This window comes from Mesorhizobium sp. M0088 (genome assembly GCF_040322895.1).
GTDB lineage: Bacteria > Pseudomonadota > Alphaproteobacteria > Rhizobiales > Rhizobiaceae > Mesorhizobium.
The window spans coordinates 128,852-144,946 of the sequence record NZ_JAMYUI010000019.1 but is presented as its reverse complement, the minus strand read 5'-3'; the positions used below and the strand labels follow the sequence as shown (position 1 = coordinate 144,946).

Below are 16,095 nucleotides of genomic sequence, written 5' to 3'. Positions count from 1 at the left end.
GTCTGTTCAGGGGCGGGTCGCTTCAACATGACCCAGTGAATCAAAAACCCCCAGCAAATGCCAGGGGTTTGTCAGCAGTCTGGAAGGGCGCCGCGAGGCGCCCTTCTTCATTCGGCGGGCTGTGCGCCGGCAGAGGGGCGACGAAACCGCGTTCGTCCGGCATCGACCGCGCGGTCGAGCCAAAACCTGAGCAACCGCTGTACCGGTCGTTCGCAGGTGCGCCAGATCGCCCACGAAATGAAAAGCATGAGCACGACGCAACCAAGGGCGGCAATACATTTGCCGACAAGGGGCGTTGCCGCATTGATGGCGAGATAGCCGATCTCCTGATGCAGCAGATAGAGCGGATAGGTCAGCCCGCCCAGCGCCAGGGTGAGCGCCGATGCCCTCACACGGTGGCGCAGCAGCACCGCGCCGATCAGAGCCGCGTGCATGACGGCGTTGGCGAGGACAAGATTGGCCGAGGAGACGGCGATGCCGTAGTGGCCAAGCATCCAGCGCTGCGTCACCGACAGCGTTCCGCAGGAGATCAGGAACGCGGCGGCGAGCAGCAGCAGGGCCGGCACAGAACGGCCATGCGAATGGATGTGGTGGACCAGCACGCCGGCGGCGAAGAACGGGCCGAACTCGGTGAGGAACAGCAGCCTGGCTCCGCCGCTGCCGATGAAGAACTCGTTCAAGGCCGAGATTGCCAGCCAGATGAAGATCAGCTCCAGCTTGCGTTTCTGGAAGAGCCCGGTGAACAGGGCCAGCGTGATCCATCCGTAGAACACCAGTTCAAGCACGATCGACCAGTAGACGCCGTCCATGAAGGGTTGGCCGAAGGCCGGCGCGAACATCGACAGGTTGGCGACGTACTGGCTGAAAGAGGCTGGAAGCAACGGTGTGCCGGCAAGGGTGAGAACTGCGAAGGTGATCGTCATGCAGAACAGAAAACCCGGATAGAGGCGAACGAACCGCGCGATCGCAAACTGATCCCAGCTCCGGTTTTCCGCCGACCAGGCAATGACGAAACCGCTGATCAGGAAGAACAGATTGACGCCGAGATAGCCGTAGAGGGCGAACGGTGCGGCAAGCGGATAGCCCTGCGCGAGGTAGCCTTCGGCGGCCGCGCCGCGAAAGAAATAGTGAAAGAACACGACGGCAAGTGCTGCCGCCAGCCTGAGCAGGTCCAGCGTCGCGATGTAATTTTGTTCCGCAGATCTGGTGTTCATCCGCATTTCCCCGCATCTCCGGTCCGCAAACCATAGAGCGGATCGCGGCTGAGCGGGTTAAAAGGCTGAACTATCGCCAGATGTAGTAAATACGGCCCTCAGACCGCCGAACCATAAAGGTCATAGGCGTCGGCGCGGTCGATCTTGACGGTGACGATATCGCCCTGGCGCAAAGGGCGGCGCGATTGGATATGCACCGAGCCATCGATCTCGGGCGCGTCGTATTTGGTGCGGCCCTTTGCCGACGTGCCATGCGCCTCGTCGATCAGCACCGGCAGGCGCTTGCCGACCTTCTTGGCCAGCTGCGTTGCCGAAATCTTCTGCTGGCGCTGCATGAAACGGTGCCAGCGCGCCTCCTTGATCTCCTGGGGAACCTGTTCGAGACCGAGATCGTTGGAGCGGGCGCCGCGGACCGGCTCGTATTTGAAGCAGCCGGCGCGATCGATCTTGGCCTCGTCGAGCCAGTCGAGCAGCATCTCGAAATCGTCGTCCGTCTCGCCGGGGAAGCCGACGATGAAGGTCGAGCGGATGGCCAGATCCGGGCAGACCTCACGCCAGCCGCGAATGCGCTCGAGCGTCTTCTCGCCGTGTGCCGGCCGGCGCATGTTCCTCAACACTTGCGGCGAAGCATGCTGGAAGGGAATATCCAGGTAAGGGAGGATCTTGCCCTCTGCCATCAGCGGGATGACGTCGGCGACATGCGGGTAGGGGTAGACATAATGCATGCGCACCCAGATGCCGAGCTTGCCCAGTTCCTCGGACAGATCGAGGAATTTTGCGCGCACCTCACGGTCGCCGAACATCGACGTCTGGTACTTGATGTCGATGCCGTAGGCGCTGGTGTCCTGTGAGATCACCAGAAGTTCCTTGACCCCGGCCTTGGCCAGTTTCTCGGCCTCGCGCAGCACATCGGCCGCCGGCCGCGAGACGAGGTCGCCACGCAGTGCCGGAATGATGCAAAAGGTACAGCGGTTGTTGCAGCCTTCGGAAATTTTCAGATAGGCGTAGTGGCGCGGCGTCAGCTTGACACCCTGCGGCGGCAAAAGATCGACATAAGGGTCGTGCGAAGGCGGCGCGGCCTCATGCACGGCAGCCATCACGCTCTCATAGGCCTGCGGCCCGGTGATCGCCAGCACATTGGGGTGCTTTTCGCGAATGACGTCCGGCTCGGCGCCCAGGCAACCGGTGACGATCACCCGGCCGTTTTCCGAAAGCGCGGAGCCGATGGCGTTGAGCGACTCGTCGCGAGCGGAATCGAGAAAGCCGCAAGTGTTGACGACGACAAGGTCGGCGCCGTCATGCTTGCGGGCGATTTCGTAACCTTCGGCGCGCAGGCGCGTGATGATGCGCTCCGAATCCACAAGGGCCTTCGGGCATCCAAGACTGACAAAACTCACGCGTGGAGCGGACATAGAGCGTTTCCGGGCTTTTCAGGATTGCCGGCGCAGTACCACACTTATTGCGGCATTGGTATGGGCACGCCCGCGATGCGGCAAAACGCACGGCGGTCTTGCTTCCACGGCGTGAAGATGCCGATGTCCGCCAGCCTCAGCCGACCGCACCGTTTACATGCGGCCAAACCTCCACCGCGCCACGATAGATCATGTCCACAGCCACATAGAAAATGATCAGCAGGCCGACATAGGCAATCCAGCGGTGGCGATGCAGCAGCTTGGCAATGAAAGTCGCGGCCAGCCCCATCAGGGCGATCGACAGCACCAGGCCGATGATCAGCACCGGAAAATGGTCACGCGCCGCTCCAGCCACCGCCAGCACGTTGTCGAGCGACATCGACACATCGGCGACGACAATCTGCAAGGCAGCCTGGCCAAGGGTCTTGCGCTTCGTCTTGCCGGCGACCGCCTGGTCGTTGTTGAGGTCCGAATTCGACAGTGCCTCGGTCGCTTCCAATTCATCGGCATGGGACGTACGCAACTCGCGATACATCTTCCAGCAGACCCACAGCAGCAGGATGCCGCCGGCGAGCAGCAGGCCGACGATCGCCAGCAGCTTGACGGTAATTGCGGCAAACCCGATGCGCAGCACCGTTGCCGCCACCACGCCGAGAAGAATCGCCTTCTTGCGTTGTTCGGCAGGCAGGCCGGCCGCGGCGAGGCCGATGACGATCGCATTGTCGCCAGCCAGCACGAGGTCGATGGCGATGACCTGGAGCAGGGCGGTCAGACTGGCAGCGCTGAAAAAAATGTCCATCGACAGGAAGCCCTTGCTGATTTGCCGAGTGTTCGTCGATTATCCAGAGGCCCTAACTTGGTGGTCCCCTGGCGTCAAGGGATCACGCGTGGCTGCATCACCGAAGCAGCGCTGCGTCAAGCCGGATCAGGCTTTGCGGCACTCGCCGGCAGCCGGGCAAAACCATGGCCGATCACAAATCAATCGTAGAGATTGTACTTTGCCCAGTCGGCTTCTGGAATCTCGTCCCCGATCCGGTAACGGAGCTGCAGAACTTCCATATGGTCCGGCGCGGTCTGGCACTTGAATTTCAGCCGGTACCACTGCCCCTTGCTGCGAAACGCAGCACCCGAGCTCTTGATTGCATCGGCGCCCATCTCGGGCGTGGCGAAGGCGTAGGCGACGACGCGATCGGCTTTGAACTTGCGATCGTCATGGGTGATGCGGTCGAGCACTTCGGCGTCGCAACGCTGTTCAAGACGGGTTTGGGGATCGAGTTTCATCAGACCGGCGCGCAATGCATTGTCCATTGCGCTGGCTGGAAAACTCAGTGTCACTGACGCCAAGGCGGTCATGCAGAGCTTCTTCATGGGCGGGACAACCAACATATTTTGTCGGAGAAATCAACCGAGCGAACCGCCTCGGACGCCGCGGGAATCTTCAATCATATGGCCGGTGCGTTCAAAATTGCGTGTCGGGATTCGTCGTGCGATGCCTGCGGCCAACGGACCAAAGACGCACGGCCGGCATCGGTGAGATCGTAAAGGCCGCGGTCGACGCGCGCGAACCAGCCATAGACATTGTGCTGCAGGATTTTCGGCGCGATCGGCGTCACCGCCTTCAGATCTCGCGGCCGCCTGGGTCCGTCCGCCATGGCGGCAGCGCAGGCGAGGGCGCTTTGGCGATAGGCCGTCATGATCGGATTGCGCGATCCTCCTCCGGCAACCGGATCGCCGCGACGGCGCTGGTGCTCGTCGACCAGACGAGAGCGCCGGCGGGCATTCTTGCGCGGCGCCAGCGCGATCGGGCTGAGAAGCACCTCGACCCGGTCCGTCGCGGTCACACCGAGCAGGCCGAAGCCAAGACGGCGGCAGAGATTGCGGAACCTGGCGTCGCTTTCGCGGCCCTTGCCGCGGGCCGACATGCGCGCGGCCAGCCAGACCTCGTCGCAGGCCGCCGCACGATCGACACCTTGCAGCACCAGTTCGAGATTGAACTGCAGCTTCAACTCGCAGATGACGACAACCGGCGGCTCCCCCTCGCGCAATGCAACAACATCGCAGCCGCCGATCTCGCCTTTGACGACGTAGTCGAGGCTTTCGAGGAACCGCTTCACCGGCGCATAGAGAGACGTCTCATTCATGCCTTGAAGGTTAGCCGATTCGACGCGAAAAGCCTTCCCGTGGTTCGGCGTTTCACGGCCCGAAAGCGGATCGGGGTGGATGCCGCACCGTCGGGCCAGCCGTCAGGATTCGGCGTTCGGCACTGCCCGGTTCGGCAGCTTCCTGCGGCGCAGGAGCGGATAGCCGATCTGACCGAAATAGGTGGAAGGGATCGGATCGTCGACGCCGTACTTTTCCGGCACCTTGTCGCCGGTGGGATTGTAGGTGCCGAACAGCATGTCGAGGAAAGGCAACTGCCCGGCGAAGTTCTTGTCATAGGCTTCGCGCTGGTTGGCATGGTGCCAGCGATGGAACTGCGGGCTGGCGATCAGCCACTTCAAAGGGCCGAACGGAATCCGCACGTTTGAATGCACAAGCAGCGTGTGTCCAAGGTAGATGGTCGAAAAGACAGCGATCGAGGCTTCCGAGAAGCCGAGGAAAAAGATCGGCGTCAGCGATATTGCCTTTGTGACGATGGCGTCGACGGGGTGATTGTGGAAGGCCCCGAGCCAGTCGAGTTCCTCAATGCCGTGGTGAACGGCATGGAACTTCCAAAGCGCGGGGATTTTGTGGAAGGCCCGATGTGTCCAGTAGACGCCGATATCGGTAATCACGATGATTTCGGCAACCTGCAGCCAGACGGGCTGGCCGCTGACGGCCTGCGTTATCGCCGGCGGGACAAGGAGCGCAGCGGCACCGAGCGCGCCTGCCGCCATCATGACGATGGCCAGCTTTATGATGAAGCCGTTGAACAGCAGATAAATCAGATCGACAGCAAACCCCTTGCGGAAGATCTTCTGCGGCCGCTCGGCAAACAGATGTTCGAACGGAATGAAGATCAGCGCGCAGATCAACAGTGCCTTGATGCCAAAGATATCCATCGATTCGCCTCTGCGCGTCGTCTGCGCCTCCGAGAGGAACCACATCTCCCTTTCCAAAGGCTAAAGGCTCTGTAAGGGCGCTAACGCACGGAACGTGCAAGCAATGTCGCCGAACGCAACGGCTCGGAGCAATGGGACCGTCGAACGCGGTTCTTTGACACGGCTTCGAACCGTTCGTGTCCTAGCCGTCAAGACCCCAAAGATCCGGGTTGCGTTTGAAATACTCAATCAGCATCTCGGTGAGCACGCGCACTTTCCGCGTAGGATGCTGCCCTGGCGGGCGTACGACATACGCAGCTCCCGGAGGTACCGGATAGCGTGTCATGATCGGGACCAGCGCGCCGGAGGCCACATGTTCATGTGTAATGCAATCGGGGAGCCAGGCGATGCCGAGACCCGCCGCCGCCGCCGCGGCAAGCGCCGTGGCGCTGTCGGCCTTGAATCTTCCCTGCGGCTGGACCGTAACAATCTTGTCGCCATCCATGAACTGCCAGGCTTCCGTTCCCTGCATGAGGGCCTGATGGGTGACGAGTTCGTCCGGAGTCTCGGGTGATGCGTGCGCTTTGATGTAGTCCGGGCTCGCGACAAGCTTTCCATGGATAGGCCCGACGCGCTTCGCGATCAGGTTGGAGTCCTGAAGGTAGGCGCCCCGGATCGCGCAATCGAAACCCTCTGCGATGAGATCGACGAAGCGATCGCTGTATGAAGTATGGATGTGAAGATTCGGGTGCAGACGCGCCATTTCCGCGAGCACGGGGGCAAAATGGGTCGCGCCGAAAGTAAGCAGCATGGCAACCCTCAGGCGGCCGCGTAGCTCACCGGTGGGGAAGATCGCTTCCCTGGCCGTATCAATCTCGGCGCTGGCTCGGGCCGCATGATCTCTGAAAGTAATTCCCGCCTCCGTGAGCGCGGCGCCGCGGGTCGTTCGTGCAAGAAGCTGGACGCCAAGCTCCGCCTCAACCCGAAAGAGCCGCCGACTGACGATCGACTTGGAGACGCCGAGTCGGCGGGCGGCGGCCGATACGCCCCCTGCATCGGCCACTACGACGAATGTCTGCAGATCTTCGATGTCCAATCGGCGTTCCTCGTTTCGCGACACAGCTTGCCTGAATATGGCACTATCGCATCATTAAAAGGAACAGCAAATTGCGTTTCGGCAACGTCGCCCGCTGGCGCATGTCTCCCGAAAACCCATGCCGTCCAGACGGCAGAGAAAGGAAGTCTTGATGACCCCTCGTAACGGCCTTGCTTCGCTTCTTCGTCCCGCAGATTCGGTCCTCGTCCTGATCGACCACCAGCCCTATCAGCTGGCCAATCTGAACAGCCACGACCCACACATGGTGGTCAACAACACGACCGCGCTGGCGAAGCTAGCAAAAGCCTTCGGTGTTCCGACCATTCTCACCAGCGTGATTGCGGCGCGCGGAGGACTTCTCTTCAAGCAGATCACCGACGTATTTCCGGACCAGGAAGTCATCGATCGCACCTGGGTGAACACCTGGCAGGACGAGAATGTGGTGAACGTCGTCAAGGCGACCGGCCGCAAGCAGCTGATCATCGCCGGCCTGTGGACCGAGGTCTGCGTCGCAATGCCTGTGATCCAGGCCGCCGGCGAAGGCTGGGACGTGACCGTGATCACCGACGCGTCGGGCGGGATTTCGAGGGAGTCTCACGAAGTTGCCATCCAGCGAATGATCGCGGCCGGCGCGAACGTGATGACCGTGATGGCGCTCACTGGCGAATGGCAACGCGATTGGGCGCGCACCGAGCATGTCGAGGAGCTGACCGAGATTCTCATTCAGCACTTCGGCGGCAGCGGCATCGCGTACCTCTGGGAACAGCAGCTGCTCAACACGCCGGTGCCGAGCGCCGCGGGCTGATCTGGGCGGAGGTGACGAAAGCTGGAGCGATCCAGCGCCAACAGGCTGGCTGCTTATCGAGCCGCGTCATCCCGCTCCACAAGACGGCCGCCCATGCCTGAATGCAGGGGCGGCCGGTGTCATCAACGATCACTTCCTCCAGCCATTGACCGCAACTACAGCCGGCGCAGCCTGACTATCTATCGCCTCATTGAAAGGACCATGGAGATGTTCGGCGGAGCGCTCCCGAGAGGAAATAACAGTCATCCATCCGAACTTCAAAGTGAGCCTGACGCAACCGGGCGCTCTGATCGAGACGATGACTCGCAGTTCGGATATATCGACTGGAACAGAGGACCTTGCAACCAATCGACAACCCGTCAAGCACGCGGTTGTCATCATGTCTTAGGTACAAACTGCTACCCATGTCTCCGGAACGGACCTTCGACGTCTGGCGGAGGAAGTGGGATTCGAACCCACGGTGAGCTTGCACCCACGCCGGTTTTCAAGACCGGTGCCTTAAACCGCTCGGCCATTCCTCCATCGTGATTCTTCAACCACTTGGGTAGCGCGAAGCCAGCTCGTTTGGCCTGTTGGCACCGGATTGGCACCGAAGGCGCTCCCGGCTGGTTCACGCCTCATTCCTGTAAAGCGGCATTGATGGCTGCGTCAACCACCGCTGCGTCGGTTCATGCTTTCCTGGGCAGACTCTGAGCTTGTCGGGATCGAGCACCGGGACTATCGCGGTCCAATGGTGCATGAAGAAGCCCGCCGCAGGCGTTGCCCGAGATGTGAGGCGCTGCAGTGCTTGCATGCAGGGGCCCAGGCAAGGGCGCGATCCGGCTATCGACCGGAACCATCAAGCAACCGGGCGGACGGGTTAATCCCCACAGGGCCAACCTCTTGGGACGGCTGCGGTATTTCCCCAAAAATTTAGTTCGCCAAGGGAACAGCTGCTGGTGAGGAAGGCCGAAGCTGCAATTTGGCTCCGGCCTGAGCGGTCCTCAGTCTTTGCAGCTTTCATCGGCCTTTGCCGCCGCGGCCTTATCACCATGCTGCTGCGCCTCAATGTCCTGCTGCGAGGTTGCGAGATTCTTGTCGCCGCCGCCTTCAGCGCCCGCCAATGGCATTGTGGCGCCATCCTTGGCGGTTGGCTTGCCCGCGCTGTCCGTGGCTTTCGGGGCCTCTAAGGGCGCGTGAGTTCCATCCTTCGAAATACCGGCGGTCTGCTCGGCATCCGTCCCGGCGTTGGAAGCCGACTTGTCCGGGCATGCGGCGATCGCAGACCCGGCAGAAAGTGACATTGCGATCGCGATTGTCAATGAAGCCATTTTCATCATGCTCATCCTTCTGTTCGAGTGCCCTGCGGATGAAACTAGCGGCGCATTTCTTTGTTCCGGACTGTCGGCCCGCTGCCCGACAAAGCCTGTCAACCGGCAGGTATCGCCGGCAGGAGCGAAGCCAGGCCCTCTGTGGCAGAGGGCATCACATCTCTCGCGTGGAAGCGCGAAAATCGTTACTTTTCAGAGGGCGCTCGCGGTGGAGACGCCACAATCTTGCCCGGTTGCGGCCACAATCGGTTAATACCGTGATAAGCAATTCCTGCGCACAAAGGATCGGGGTTCGAAGGCGTCGCTGGTATTGGTCGGGTGAGTGTTTCGGCTTCTTCGACGGTTGGATACGACGTCTAGGCAAGACTGAAGGGGACATCAGGAAAATGCAGGCTGTGACGCAACCGCGTCTTCGTCGCGCTGCTACAGTCGCGTTGTTCGCCATGTCGGCCGCCTTGCTGGCGGCTTGTGCGTCGCAGCCCGAGCCGAAAGCGATGGTCTACAAGAAGACCCGCTCCAAGGAATATTTCGCCGAATCCGAATATGGCGTGAAGGCAAGCCCGCGTGTGATCTCCCAGAATGGGCGCATCCAACGTGGCGGCGGCAGGGATCAGCTCGGCAAACCCTATCAGGTCCGCGGCAAGTGGTATTACCCGAAGGAAGACAAGCGCTACGCCAAGGTCGGCCTGGCCTCCTGGTATGGCGATGCCTTCCATGGCCGGCTTACCGCCAATGGCGAAGTCTACGACATGACCCACCTGACCGCAGCGCACCCGACCATGCCGCTGCCAAGCTATGCCCGTGTCACCAATCTCAAGACCGGCAGTTCGGTCATCGTTCGCGTCAACGATCGCGGCCCATATCACGAAGGCCGCATCATCGATGTGTCGGAGCGCGCTGCCCAGATGCTTGACTATGCCAACACCGGCACCGCTCAGGTGAAGGTCGAATATGTCGGCCGCGCGCCGCTTGACGGCGATGACGACCAATATCTGATGGCTTCCTACCATCCCGGCAATAGGGTGCCCGACCCGTCGGACGGACTGCCGACCGGCGTCATGGTCGCCATGAACGGGCCGTCGCCAAGCCTGCCTGCGGGCAGCGCCGCCGTGCCGTTTCCGGGCCAGTTGACCGATTCCGGTTCTGTCCAGCCGGCCATGTCGGCGCAGCCGTCGGCGTATGGCGATCTGGCGCTTCCCGATTTCGGCCCCATCGTGCCGGAACGCCCGCAGATCAATCTGCCGCCGCAATCGCCGTTTGCCGTGGCCTCGCTGTCCTATGCCGACGAGCGGGTCGAACGCGCCTCAAATGCCTTCGCCGCGATGGGTGGCGACGGGATGTCGCCGGCCGACGTGCTTCAATCGTGGAAGCGGCAGCCGCCACCGGCCGGGCCGTCCACCGACTACGTCGCTGCCGGTTCGTTCGAGGACGCCGGAGAAGCCAAGCGTATTGCCGCTCAGCTTGCCGCCTTCGGCAAGATCGAGATCCAGCGTTCGGAACTCGACGGCGAGGATTGGTATTCGGTCAATCTCTATCCCGATGGCCACCGCAATCTGGACGAGATGTTGCAGGCTGCCTGGTCGCACGGCGCTCCCGATGCGCTGGCTGTGCGCAACTGAGTACAAGCCAGGCTGGATTTCCGCTACGCGGTTGATCCGCCGTGCAAAAAGCCCGATACTTTTTGCGGGCTTGCCGGCGGTGCCGGCCAACGGGTCGAACATCATGCAATTTCGCTTGCTCCCGCTCGCCGGGCTTCTGGTTTTTGGCCTGCTGCTGTTTTTCCAGGCTCCGGCCGGCGCGCAGCTGTTCGAGACCAAGGCCGCACAGGCCTTCATGATCGACGCCGAGACCGGGACGGTGCTGTTTTCCAAGGATGCCGACAAGCCGATACCGCCGGCCTCAATGGCCAAGCTGATGACCATGGAAGTGGTTTTCAACGCCATCAAGTCTGGTCGCCTGAAGCTCGACGATACGTTCGTCGTCAGCGAAAACGCCTGGCGCAAGGGTGGCGCGCCTTCGGGAACATCGACGATGTTCGCCAAGCTCAAGTCGTCGATCCGGCTCGAAGACCTGATTCAGGGCGTGACCGTGCAGGCGGCCAATGACGGCTGCATCATCATCGCCGAAGGCATGTCGGGATCCGAGGACAATTTTGCCGCGCAGATGACCGAACGGGCCCGCCAGATCGGCCTCAAGACGTCGACTTTCGTCAATTCGACCGGCCTGCCGGCGGATGGCCAACAGACGACCGTGCGCGAGCTGGCGCAGCTCGCCCTGCACCTGTGGCGCGATTATCCAGATTTCTACCGCTATTACGGCCAGAAGGATTTTACCTGGAACAAGATTTCGCAGAGGAACCGCAATCCGCTGCTGGCGATGGACATCGGCGCCGACGGCCTGGCGGTCGGTGCGAGCGAGGCAGCCGGCTTCGGCATCGTCGGTACAGTCAGTCACAACGGCACACGGGTGATCGCGGCGATGAGCGGGCTGGCGTCGGACAAGGAGCGTGCCGAAGAGGCGCGAAAGCTGCTCGACTGGGGTGTCCGCTCGTTCGAGAAGACCGAAATTTTCGCCAGGGACGAAGTGGTTGGAGAAGCCCAGGTTTTTGGCGGCGCCAAGCCCGGGGTGATGCTGAAGGCCAAGGGTCGGATCGACATCTTCCTGCCGATCACCAACCGCGACAAGCTGACGGCCAGGATCGTCTATGACGGCCCGATTGCAGCACCGGTGGAGGAGGGGCAGCCGGTGGGCGCGCTGCGCGTCTGGATCGGCGATACGCTGAGCCAGGAGACGCCGCTTTTCGCCGCCGAATCGATCGGCGTCGGCACGCTGCCGCAGCGCGCCCTCGATGCAGTCAAGGAACTGGCGGTCGGCTGGCTGCGCTAAGGCACGTCGCTCAAATCTGGCCATGGTTTTGGCGAACGACATGCATGAAAGCAAAAAATGACGGCATGGACGTTTGGCCGAACGCGGACTATCTAGAGCGCTACAATCCCATTCAGCCATGGACAAGAAGGCCTCTCGGTTGGCACGCGGTTTTTTCATCACCTTCGAAGGCGGCGAGGGGGCAGGCAAGTCGACGCAGATCGAGCGGCTGGCCAGGAAGATGCGCGCCAAGAAATACGATGTGCTGCTTACCCGCGAACCTGGCGGCTCGCCGGGCGCCGAAGCCGTCAGGCATGTGTTGCTTTCGGGCGCGGCCGAACCGTTCGGACCGAAGATGGAAGCGCTGCTTTTCGCCGCCGCGCGGTCCGATCATGTTGAGCAACTCATCCGGCCGGCGGTCGAGCGTGGCTCCATCGTGCTTTGCGACCGCTTCCTCGATTCCTCACGCGTCTACCAAGGCGTCACCGGCGGCATCGATCCGGCGTTCATGGATGCGCTGGAGCAGGTCGCCATCAACGGCATGATGCCGGACATGACGCTGATCTTCGACATCGATCCGGCGGAAGGCCTGAGGCGCGCAACGCTGCGGCGCGGCACCGAGGCAGTCGCCGACCGCTTCGAAAAGGAGACGCTGGCGATCCATCAGGCCCGCCGCGAGGCGTTTCTGGCGATCGCCAAGGCCGAGCCGGAGCGCTGCATCGTCGTCGACGCAGCCGCCGAGCCCGACGCGGTCGAGAACGTCGTCACCGCGGCGGTGTTCGCGGCACTGGCGGCGAGAACGCCGGCACGCGACAGGCAGGCAACGCCGGCATGATCTTCGAGCGCATCGCACCCGAGCAGCACGACACGCTGGACGGCGTGCCGGAGCCCGCCGAAACGCCCCTTCTGGTTGGGCACGGCCAGGCTGCGGGCGTGCTCACCGCTGCCTATCGGGCGGGCAAGCTGCCTCATGCGCTGATCTTCTCCGGACCGATCGGCATCGGCAAGGCGACGCTCGCCTTCCATCTTGCGCATCATCTGTTGAAGCACCCCGATTTTGCGCAGGCGCCGGAAAGCCTTGCCGCTCCCGATCCGGCTTCGTCGCTGTTTCGCCAGATCGCCACCGGGGCGCATCCTTCCGTGCTGCATCTGACCCGGCCGCTGAACGACAAGACCAAGAGTTTCAAGACAGTCGTCACCGTCGATGAGATACGCAAGGTCAGCCGCTTCCTGTCGCTGACCTCGCACGACGGCAGCTATCGGGTCGTCATCGTCGATCCCGCCGACGACATGAACACCAATGCGGCCAATGCGTTGCTGAAAAATCTTGAAGAGCCGCCGGCACGGACGCTGTTCATCCTGATTGTCCACGCGCCGGGCAGCCTGCTGCCGACGATCCGGTCGCGCTGTCAGGTGGTGCGATTGAACCCGCTCGACGCCGACGACCTGATGACGGTGCTGGAAACGACCGAGCCGGCGCCGCCTGACGATCCGGCGGCTCGCGCGGCACTGGTCGGGCGGGCAGGGGGCAGCGCCCGCAACGCGATCCTGCTGACGCAGTACGGCGGGCTGGAGATCGCCTCCACGCTCGACACTCTGGTCACCGGCAGAAAGAGCGATGTCGGCGGCGCGTTTCGCCTCGCCGAAGCCGTGGCCGGCCGCGATCAGGCGATCCAGTTCGATATCTTCAACCGCCGGGCGCTGGACCTGTTGTCGGACGCGGCAAGTCAGGCAGCACTGGCGGGCGATCTCGCACGGGCCAAAAAATTGTCGGACACTTGGCATGAGGCGCTGGACGCTATATCTGAGACCGATACCTACAATCTCGACAAGAAGCAGCACGCCCTGATCATGATCGACCGCCTGAATTCTGCAATGCGAATGTGACGGTTTTCCCGATGCATGCCGTTGTCCCCAAAACCGGGGCCACTTTTGGGCGGCATGCATTGGCATCGGGATGGCAAATGCTGCCTCGATACGATATCCACCGCCACGCCTTTCCATTCAGACATTCATGACGGTTCATTCATGTCACGCGACAAGTTCTACATCACCACCCCGATCTTTTATCCGAACGGCAAGCCGCATATTGGCCACGCCTATACGGTCATTGCAACCGATGCCCTGGCGCGCTTCCAGCGCTTGGACGGCAAGGACGTCTTCTTCCTGACCGGTACCGACGAACACGGTCTGAAGATGCAGCAAACGGCCGAGAAGGAGGGTATAACGCCGCTGGCGCTGGCCGACCGCAATTCGGCGATTTTCCGCGCCATGACCGAGGCGATGGGTGGCTCGAACGACGACTACATCCGCACGACGGAACCGCGCCACTACGAATCCTGCCAGGCAATCTGGAAGGCGATGGCCGCCAATGGCGACATCTATCTCGACCGCTATAGCGGCTGGTACTCGGTTCGCCAGGAAGCCTATTTCGACGAAGGTGAGACGATCGTCGGCGACGACGGCGTGCGTCGCGAACCGCTTGGATCGCCCGTCGAATGGAACGAGGAAGAAAGCTACTTCTTCAGGCTTTCCGCCTATCAGGACAAATTGCTGGCGCTTTATGAGAGCCAGCCCGGCTTTGTCGGTCCGACCGAGCGCCGCAACGAGGTGCTCAGCTTCGTCAAGTCCGGGTTGAAGGATCTGTCGATCTCGCGCACGACCTTCAAATGGGGCGTGCCGGTGCCAGGCGACGACAAGCATGTGATGTATGTCTGGGTCGACGCCTTGACCAACTACATCACCGCCGCCGGCTATCCCGACACAAAGGCCGAGCAATGGCGCTATTGGCCGGCTACGCACATCATCGGCAAGGACATTGTCCGCTTCCATGCGGTCTATTGGCCGGCCTTTCTGATGTCGGCGGGCATCGAGTTGCCAAAGCGCGTTTTCGCGCATGGCTTCCTGTTCAACCGCGGCGAGAAGATGTCGAAATCGGTTGGCAACGTCGTGGATCCATTCGCGATGGTCGAGCACTACGGTCTCGACCAGGTGCGCTACTTCTTCCTGCGCGAGGTGCCCTTCGGCAACGACGGCAGCTACAGCCATGACGCGATCGTCAACCGCACCAATGCCGACCTTGCCAATGGTCTCGGCAACCTGGCGCAGCGCTCGCTGTCGATGATCGCCAAGAACTGCGGCGGCGTGGTGCCACAGCGCGGCGACCTGACGGATGCCGACAGCGCGATCCTGGACCAGACCGTCGCCGCTCTCGACACCGCGCGCAAGGCGATGGCCGAGCAGGGCATCCATCTGGCGCTGGCGTCGATCTTCGGCGTGGTGGCGGAAGCCGATCGCTACTTTGCCGGAGAGGCGCCATGGGCGTTGAAGAAGACCAACCCGGTGCGCATGGAAACGGTGCTGTGGACGACCGCCGAAGTCGTGCGCCGCGTGGCGGTGCTGTGTCAGCCCTTTACTCCGGGATCAGCCGCCAAACTGCTCGATCTGCTGGCGGTGCCGGCGGACAGCCGCGATTTCGCGCATGTCCACGCGGACCATGCGCTGGTGCCGGGCACCGCGTTACCCGTGCCGGAAGGGGTTTTCCCACGTTACGTCGACCAGCCGGACGCGAACGTCTGATGCTCGTCGACAGCCACTGCCATCTGGATTTTCCAGATTTCGCCGAGGAGCGGGCTTCCATTGTCGCTCGCGCCAAGGCGGCCGGTATAGGCCGCATGGTGACGATCTCAACTCGCGTGAAGAGATTTCAGCAAATTATTGAAATTGCAGAGACTTTCGACGAAATATACTGTTCGGTCGGCACCCATCCGCACAATGCCGCGGAAGAGCTAGACGTAACATCTGCCGATCTGGTACGGCTGGCTGCTCACCCGAAGGTGGTTGCGATCGGCGAGGCCGGTCTCGACTATTTCTACGACAAGGCGCCACGCGATGCGCAGGCACAAGGCTTTCGCAATCACATCGCCGCCGCACGCGAAACGGGGCTGCCGCTGGTCATCCATTCGCGCGATGCCGATGCAGATATGGCTGATATTCTTGAGGCCGAAACGGGGAAGGGCGCCTTCCCCTTCATCCTGCATTGCTTTTCTTCCGGACATCGGCTCGCCGAAATTGGCGTCGCTCTCGGCGGCTACGTGTCGTTCTCGGGTATCCTGACCTTCAAGAATTCGGCTGAGTTGCGCGCCATTGCCGCCGATGTGCCGCATGACCGCCTGCTGGTCGAAACCGACGCGCCCTACCTGGCGCCCGTGCCGTTTCGCGGCAAACGCAACGAGCCGGCCTATGTCGCCCATACCGCCAAGGTGCTGGCCGAAACCATCGGCGTCAGCGAAGCTGAAATCGCTGATCTGACGACGGATAATTTCTTCCGGCTGTTCGGCAAGATGCCGCGGCCTGTAGAGCAAAGCGCCTGA

At 61.9% G+C, this 16,095-nt stretch carries 15 protein-coding genes and 1 tRNA gene; 7 read left to right on the top strand and 9 right to left on the bottom strand.

Annotated elements, in window-relative coordinates:
• Nucleotides 1–107 precede the first annotated feature (107 nt).
• The 7 genes from NKJ67_RS23065 to NKJ67_RS23035 all read right to left on the bottom strand — a co-directional run bounded on the left by NKJ67_RS23065 (nt 108) and on the right by NKJ67_RS23035 (nt 6,742).
• The gene (locus NKJ67_RS23065; RefSeq protein WP_352583265.1) at nt 108–1,214 is read right to left on the bottom strand and encodes an acyltransferase family protein; all 1,107 of its coding nucleotides are present in this window, start codon (nt 1,212–1,214) and stop codon (nt 108–110) included.
• 98 nt (nt 1,215–1,312) lie between these two features.
• Complete coding sequence (gene rimO / locus NKJ67_RS23060; protein ID WP_352583263.1) at nt 1,313–2,626, bottom strand: 30S ribosomal protein S12 methylthiotransferase RimO; 1,314 nt, start codon at nt 2,624–2,626, stop codon at nt 1,313–1,315.
• A gap of 136 nt (nt 2,627–2,762) precedes the next feature.
• The gene (locus NKJ67_RS23055; protein WP_127271063.1) at nt 2,763–3,425 is read right to left on the bottom strand and encodes a TerC family protein; all 663 of its coding nucleotides are present in this window, start codon (nt 3,423–3,425) and stop codon (nt 2,763–2,765) included.
• A gap of 179 nt (nt 3,426–3,604) precedes the next feature.
• Nucleotides 3,605–4,012: a DUF930 domain-containing protein gene (locus tag NKJ67_RS23050; protein ID WP_164895712.1), complete on the bottom strand. Its 408-nt coding sequence runs from the start codon at nt 4,010–4,012 to the stop codon at nt 3,605–3,607.
• Between the two features lie 56 nt (nt 4,013–4,068).
• Nucleotides 4,069–4,767 carry a DUF2161 domain-containing phosphodiesterase gene (locus NKJ67_RS23045; protein WP_127395987.1) on the bottom strand — a complete coding sequence of 233 codons (699 nt, stop codon included), beginning with the start codon at nt 4,765–4,767 and terminating at the stop codon, nt 4,069–4,071.
• A 102-nt stretch (nt 4,768–4,869) separates the two neighbouring features.
• Nucleotides 4,870–5,667 carry a sterol desaturase family protein gene (locus tag NKJ67_RS23040; protein WP_352583278.1) on the bottom strand — a complete coding sequence of 266 codons (798 nt, stop codon included), beginning with the start codon at nt 5,665–5,667 and terminating at the stop codon, nt 4,870–4,872.
• A 181-nt stretch (nt 5,668–5,848) separates the two neighbouring features.
• Nucleotides 5,849–6,742 carry a LysR family transcriptional regulator gene (locus NKJ67_RS23035; protein ID WP_352583261.1) on the bottom strand — a complete coding sequence of 298 codons (894 nt, stop codon included), beginning with the start codon at nt 6,740–6,742 and terminating at the stop codon, nt 5,849–5,851.
• Nucleotides 6,743–6,893: 151 nt separating this feature from the next.
• On the opposite strand from NKJ67_RS23035, the gene NKJ67_RS23030 reads away from it, so the two are divergent.
• Nucleotides 6,894–7,547, top strand: coding sequence for a hydrolase (locus tag NKJ67_RS23030; protein WP_127268278.1), 654 nt, complete (start codon nt 6,894–6,896; stop codon nt 7,545–7,547).
• Between the two features lie 431 nt (nt 7,548–7,978).
• Here the strand turns inward: NKJ67_RS23030 and NKJ67_RS23025 are convergent.
• Both NKJ67_RS23025 and NKJ67_RS23020 read right to left on the bottom strand, forming a co-directional pair.
• Nucleotides 7,979–8,068 (bottom strand) — tRNA-Ser (locus NKJ67_RS23025).
• A 462-nt stretch (nt 8,069–8,530) separates the two neighbouring features.
• Entirely contained in the window at nt 8,531–8,872 is a 342-nt protein-coding gene (locus tag NKJ67_RS23020; RefSeq protein WP_236383389.1) for a hypothetical protein, read from the bottom strand.
• A 371-nt stretch (nt 8,873–9,243) separates the two neighbouring features.
• On the opposite strand from NKJ67_RS23020, the gene NKJ67_RS23015 reads away from it, so the two are divergent.
• From NKJ67_RS23015 to NKJ67_RS22990, 6 genes are all read left to right on the top strand, one after another.
• The gene (locus tag NKJ67_RS23015) at nt 9,244–10,476 is read left to right on the top strand and encodes a septal ring lytic transglycosylase RlpA family protein (protein WP_352583258.1); all 1,233 of its coding nucleotides are present in this window, start codon (nt 9,244–9,246) and stop codon (nt 10,474–10,476) included.
• 103 nt (nt 10,477–10,579) lie between these two features.
• Complete coding sequence (locus NKJ67_RS23010) at nt 10,580–11,743, top strand: D-alanyl-D-alanine carboxypeptidase family protein (RefSeq protein ID WP_352583256.1); 1,164 nt, start codon at nt 10,580–10,582, stop codon at nt 11,741–11,743.
• Nucleotides 11,744–11,882: 139 nt separating this feature from the next.
• Complete coding sequence (gene tmk, locus NKJ67_RS23005) at nt 11,883–12,557, top strand: dTMP kinase (RefSeq protein WP_164895655.1); 675 nt, start codon at nt 11,883–11,885, stop codon at nt 12,555–12,557.
• Nucleotides 12,554–13,609: a DNA polymerase III subunit delta' gene (locus NKJ67_RS23000; protein ID WP_352583254.1), complete on the top strand. Its 1,056-nt coding sequence runs from the start codon at nt 12,554–12,556 to the stop codon at nt 13,607–13,609. Before tmk ends, NKJ67_RS23000 begins: the two co-directional genes overlap by 4 nt.
• A 141-nt stretch (nt 13,610–13,750) precedes the next feature.
• A complete protein-coding gene (gene metG, locus NKJ67_RS22995) occupies nt 13,751–15,301 on the top strand; it encodes a methionine--tRNA ligase (RefSeq protein ID WP_352583252.1) in 1,551 nt (516 codons plus the stop codon).
• A complete protein-coding gene (locus tag NKJ67_RS22990; RefSeq protein WP_127269113.1) occupies nt 15,301–16,095 on the top strand; it encodes a TatD family hydrolase in 795 nt (264 codons plus the stop codon). Before metG ends, NKJ67_RS22990 begins: the two co-directional genes overlap by 1 nt.

Coding starts and splice junctions, on each gene's coding strand:
- NKJ67_RS23065 (WP_352583265.1), bottom strand. CDS start 1,214: ATGAACACCAGATCTGCGGAACAAAATTACATCGCGACGCTGGACCTG.
- rimO (WP_352583263.1), bottom strand. CDS start 2,626: ATGTCCGCTCCACGCGTGAGTTTTGTCAGTCTTGGATGCCCGAAGGCC.
- NKJ67_RS23055 (WP_127271063.1), bottom strand. CDS start 3,425: ATGGACATTTTTTTCAGCGCTGCCAGTCTGACCGCCCTGCTCCAGGTC.
- NKJ67_RS23050 (WP_164895712.1), bottom strand. CDS start 4,012: ATGTTGGTTGTCCCGCCCATGAAGAAGCTCTGCATGACCGCCTTGGCG.
- NKJ67_RS23045 (WP_127395987.1), bottom strand. CDS start 4,767: ATGAATGAGACGTCTCTCTATGCGCCGGTGAAGCGGTTCCTCGAAAGC.
- NKJ67_RS23040 (WP_352583278.1), bottom strand. CDS start 5,667: ATGGATATCTTTGGCATCAAGGCACTGTTGATCTGCGCGCTGATCTTC.
- NKJ67_RS23030 (WP_127268278.1), top strand. CDS start 6,894: ATGACCCCTCGTAACGGCCTTGCTTCGCTTCTTCGTCCCGCAGATTCG.
- NKJ67_RS23020 (WP_236383389.1), bottom strand. CDS start 8,872: ATGAGCATGATGAAAATGGCTTCATTGACAATCGCGATCGCAATGTCA.
- NKJ67_RS23015 (WP_352583258.1), top strand. CDS start 9,244: ATGCAGGCTGTGACGCAACCGCGTCTTCGTCGCGCTGCTACAGTCGCG.
- NKJ67_RS23010 (WP_352583256.1), top strand. CDS start 10,580: ATGCAATTTCGCTTGCTCCCGCTCGCCGGGCTTCTGGTTTTTGGCCTG.
- NKJ67_RS23000 (WP_352583254.1), top strand. CDS start 12,554: ATGATCTTCGAGCGCATCGCACCCGAGCAGCACGACACGCTGGACGGC.
- metG (WP_352583252.1), top strand. CDS start 13,751: ATGTCACGCGACAAGTTCTACATCACCACCCCGATCTTTTATCCGAAC.
- NKJ67_RS22990 (WP_127269113.1), top strand. CDS start 15,301: ATGCTCGTCGACAGCCACTGCCATCTGGATTTTCCAGATTTCGCCGAG.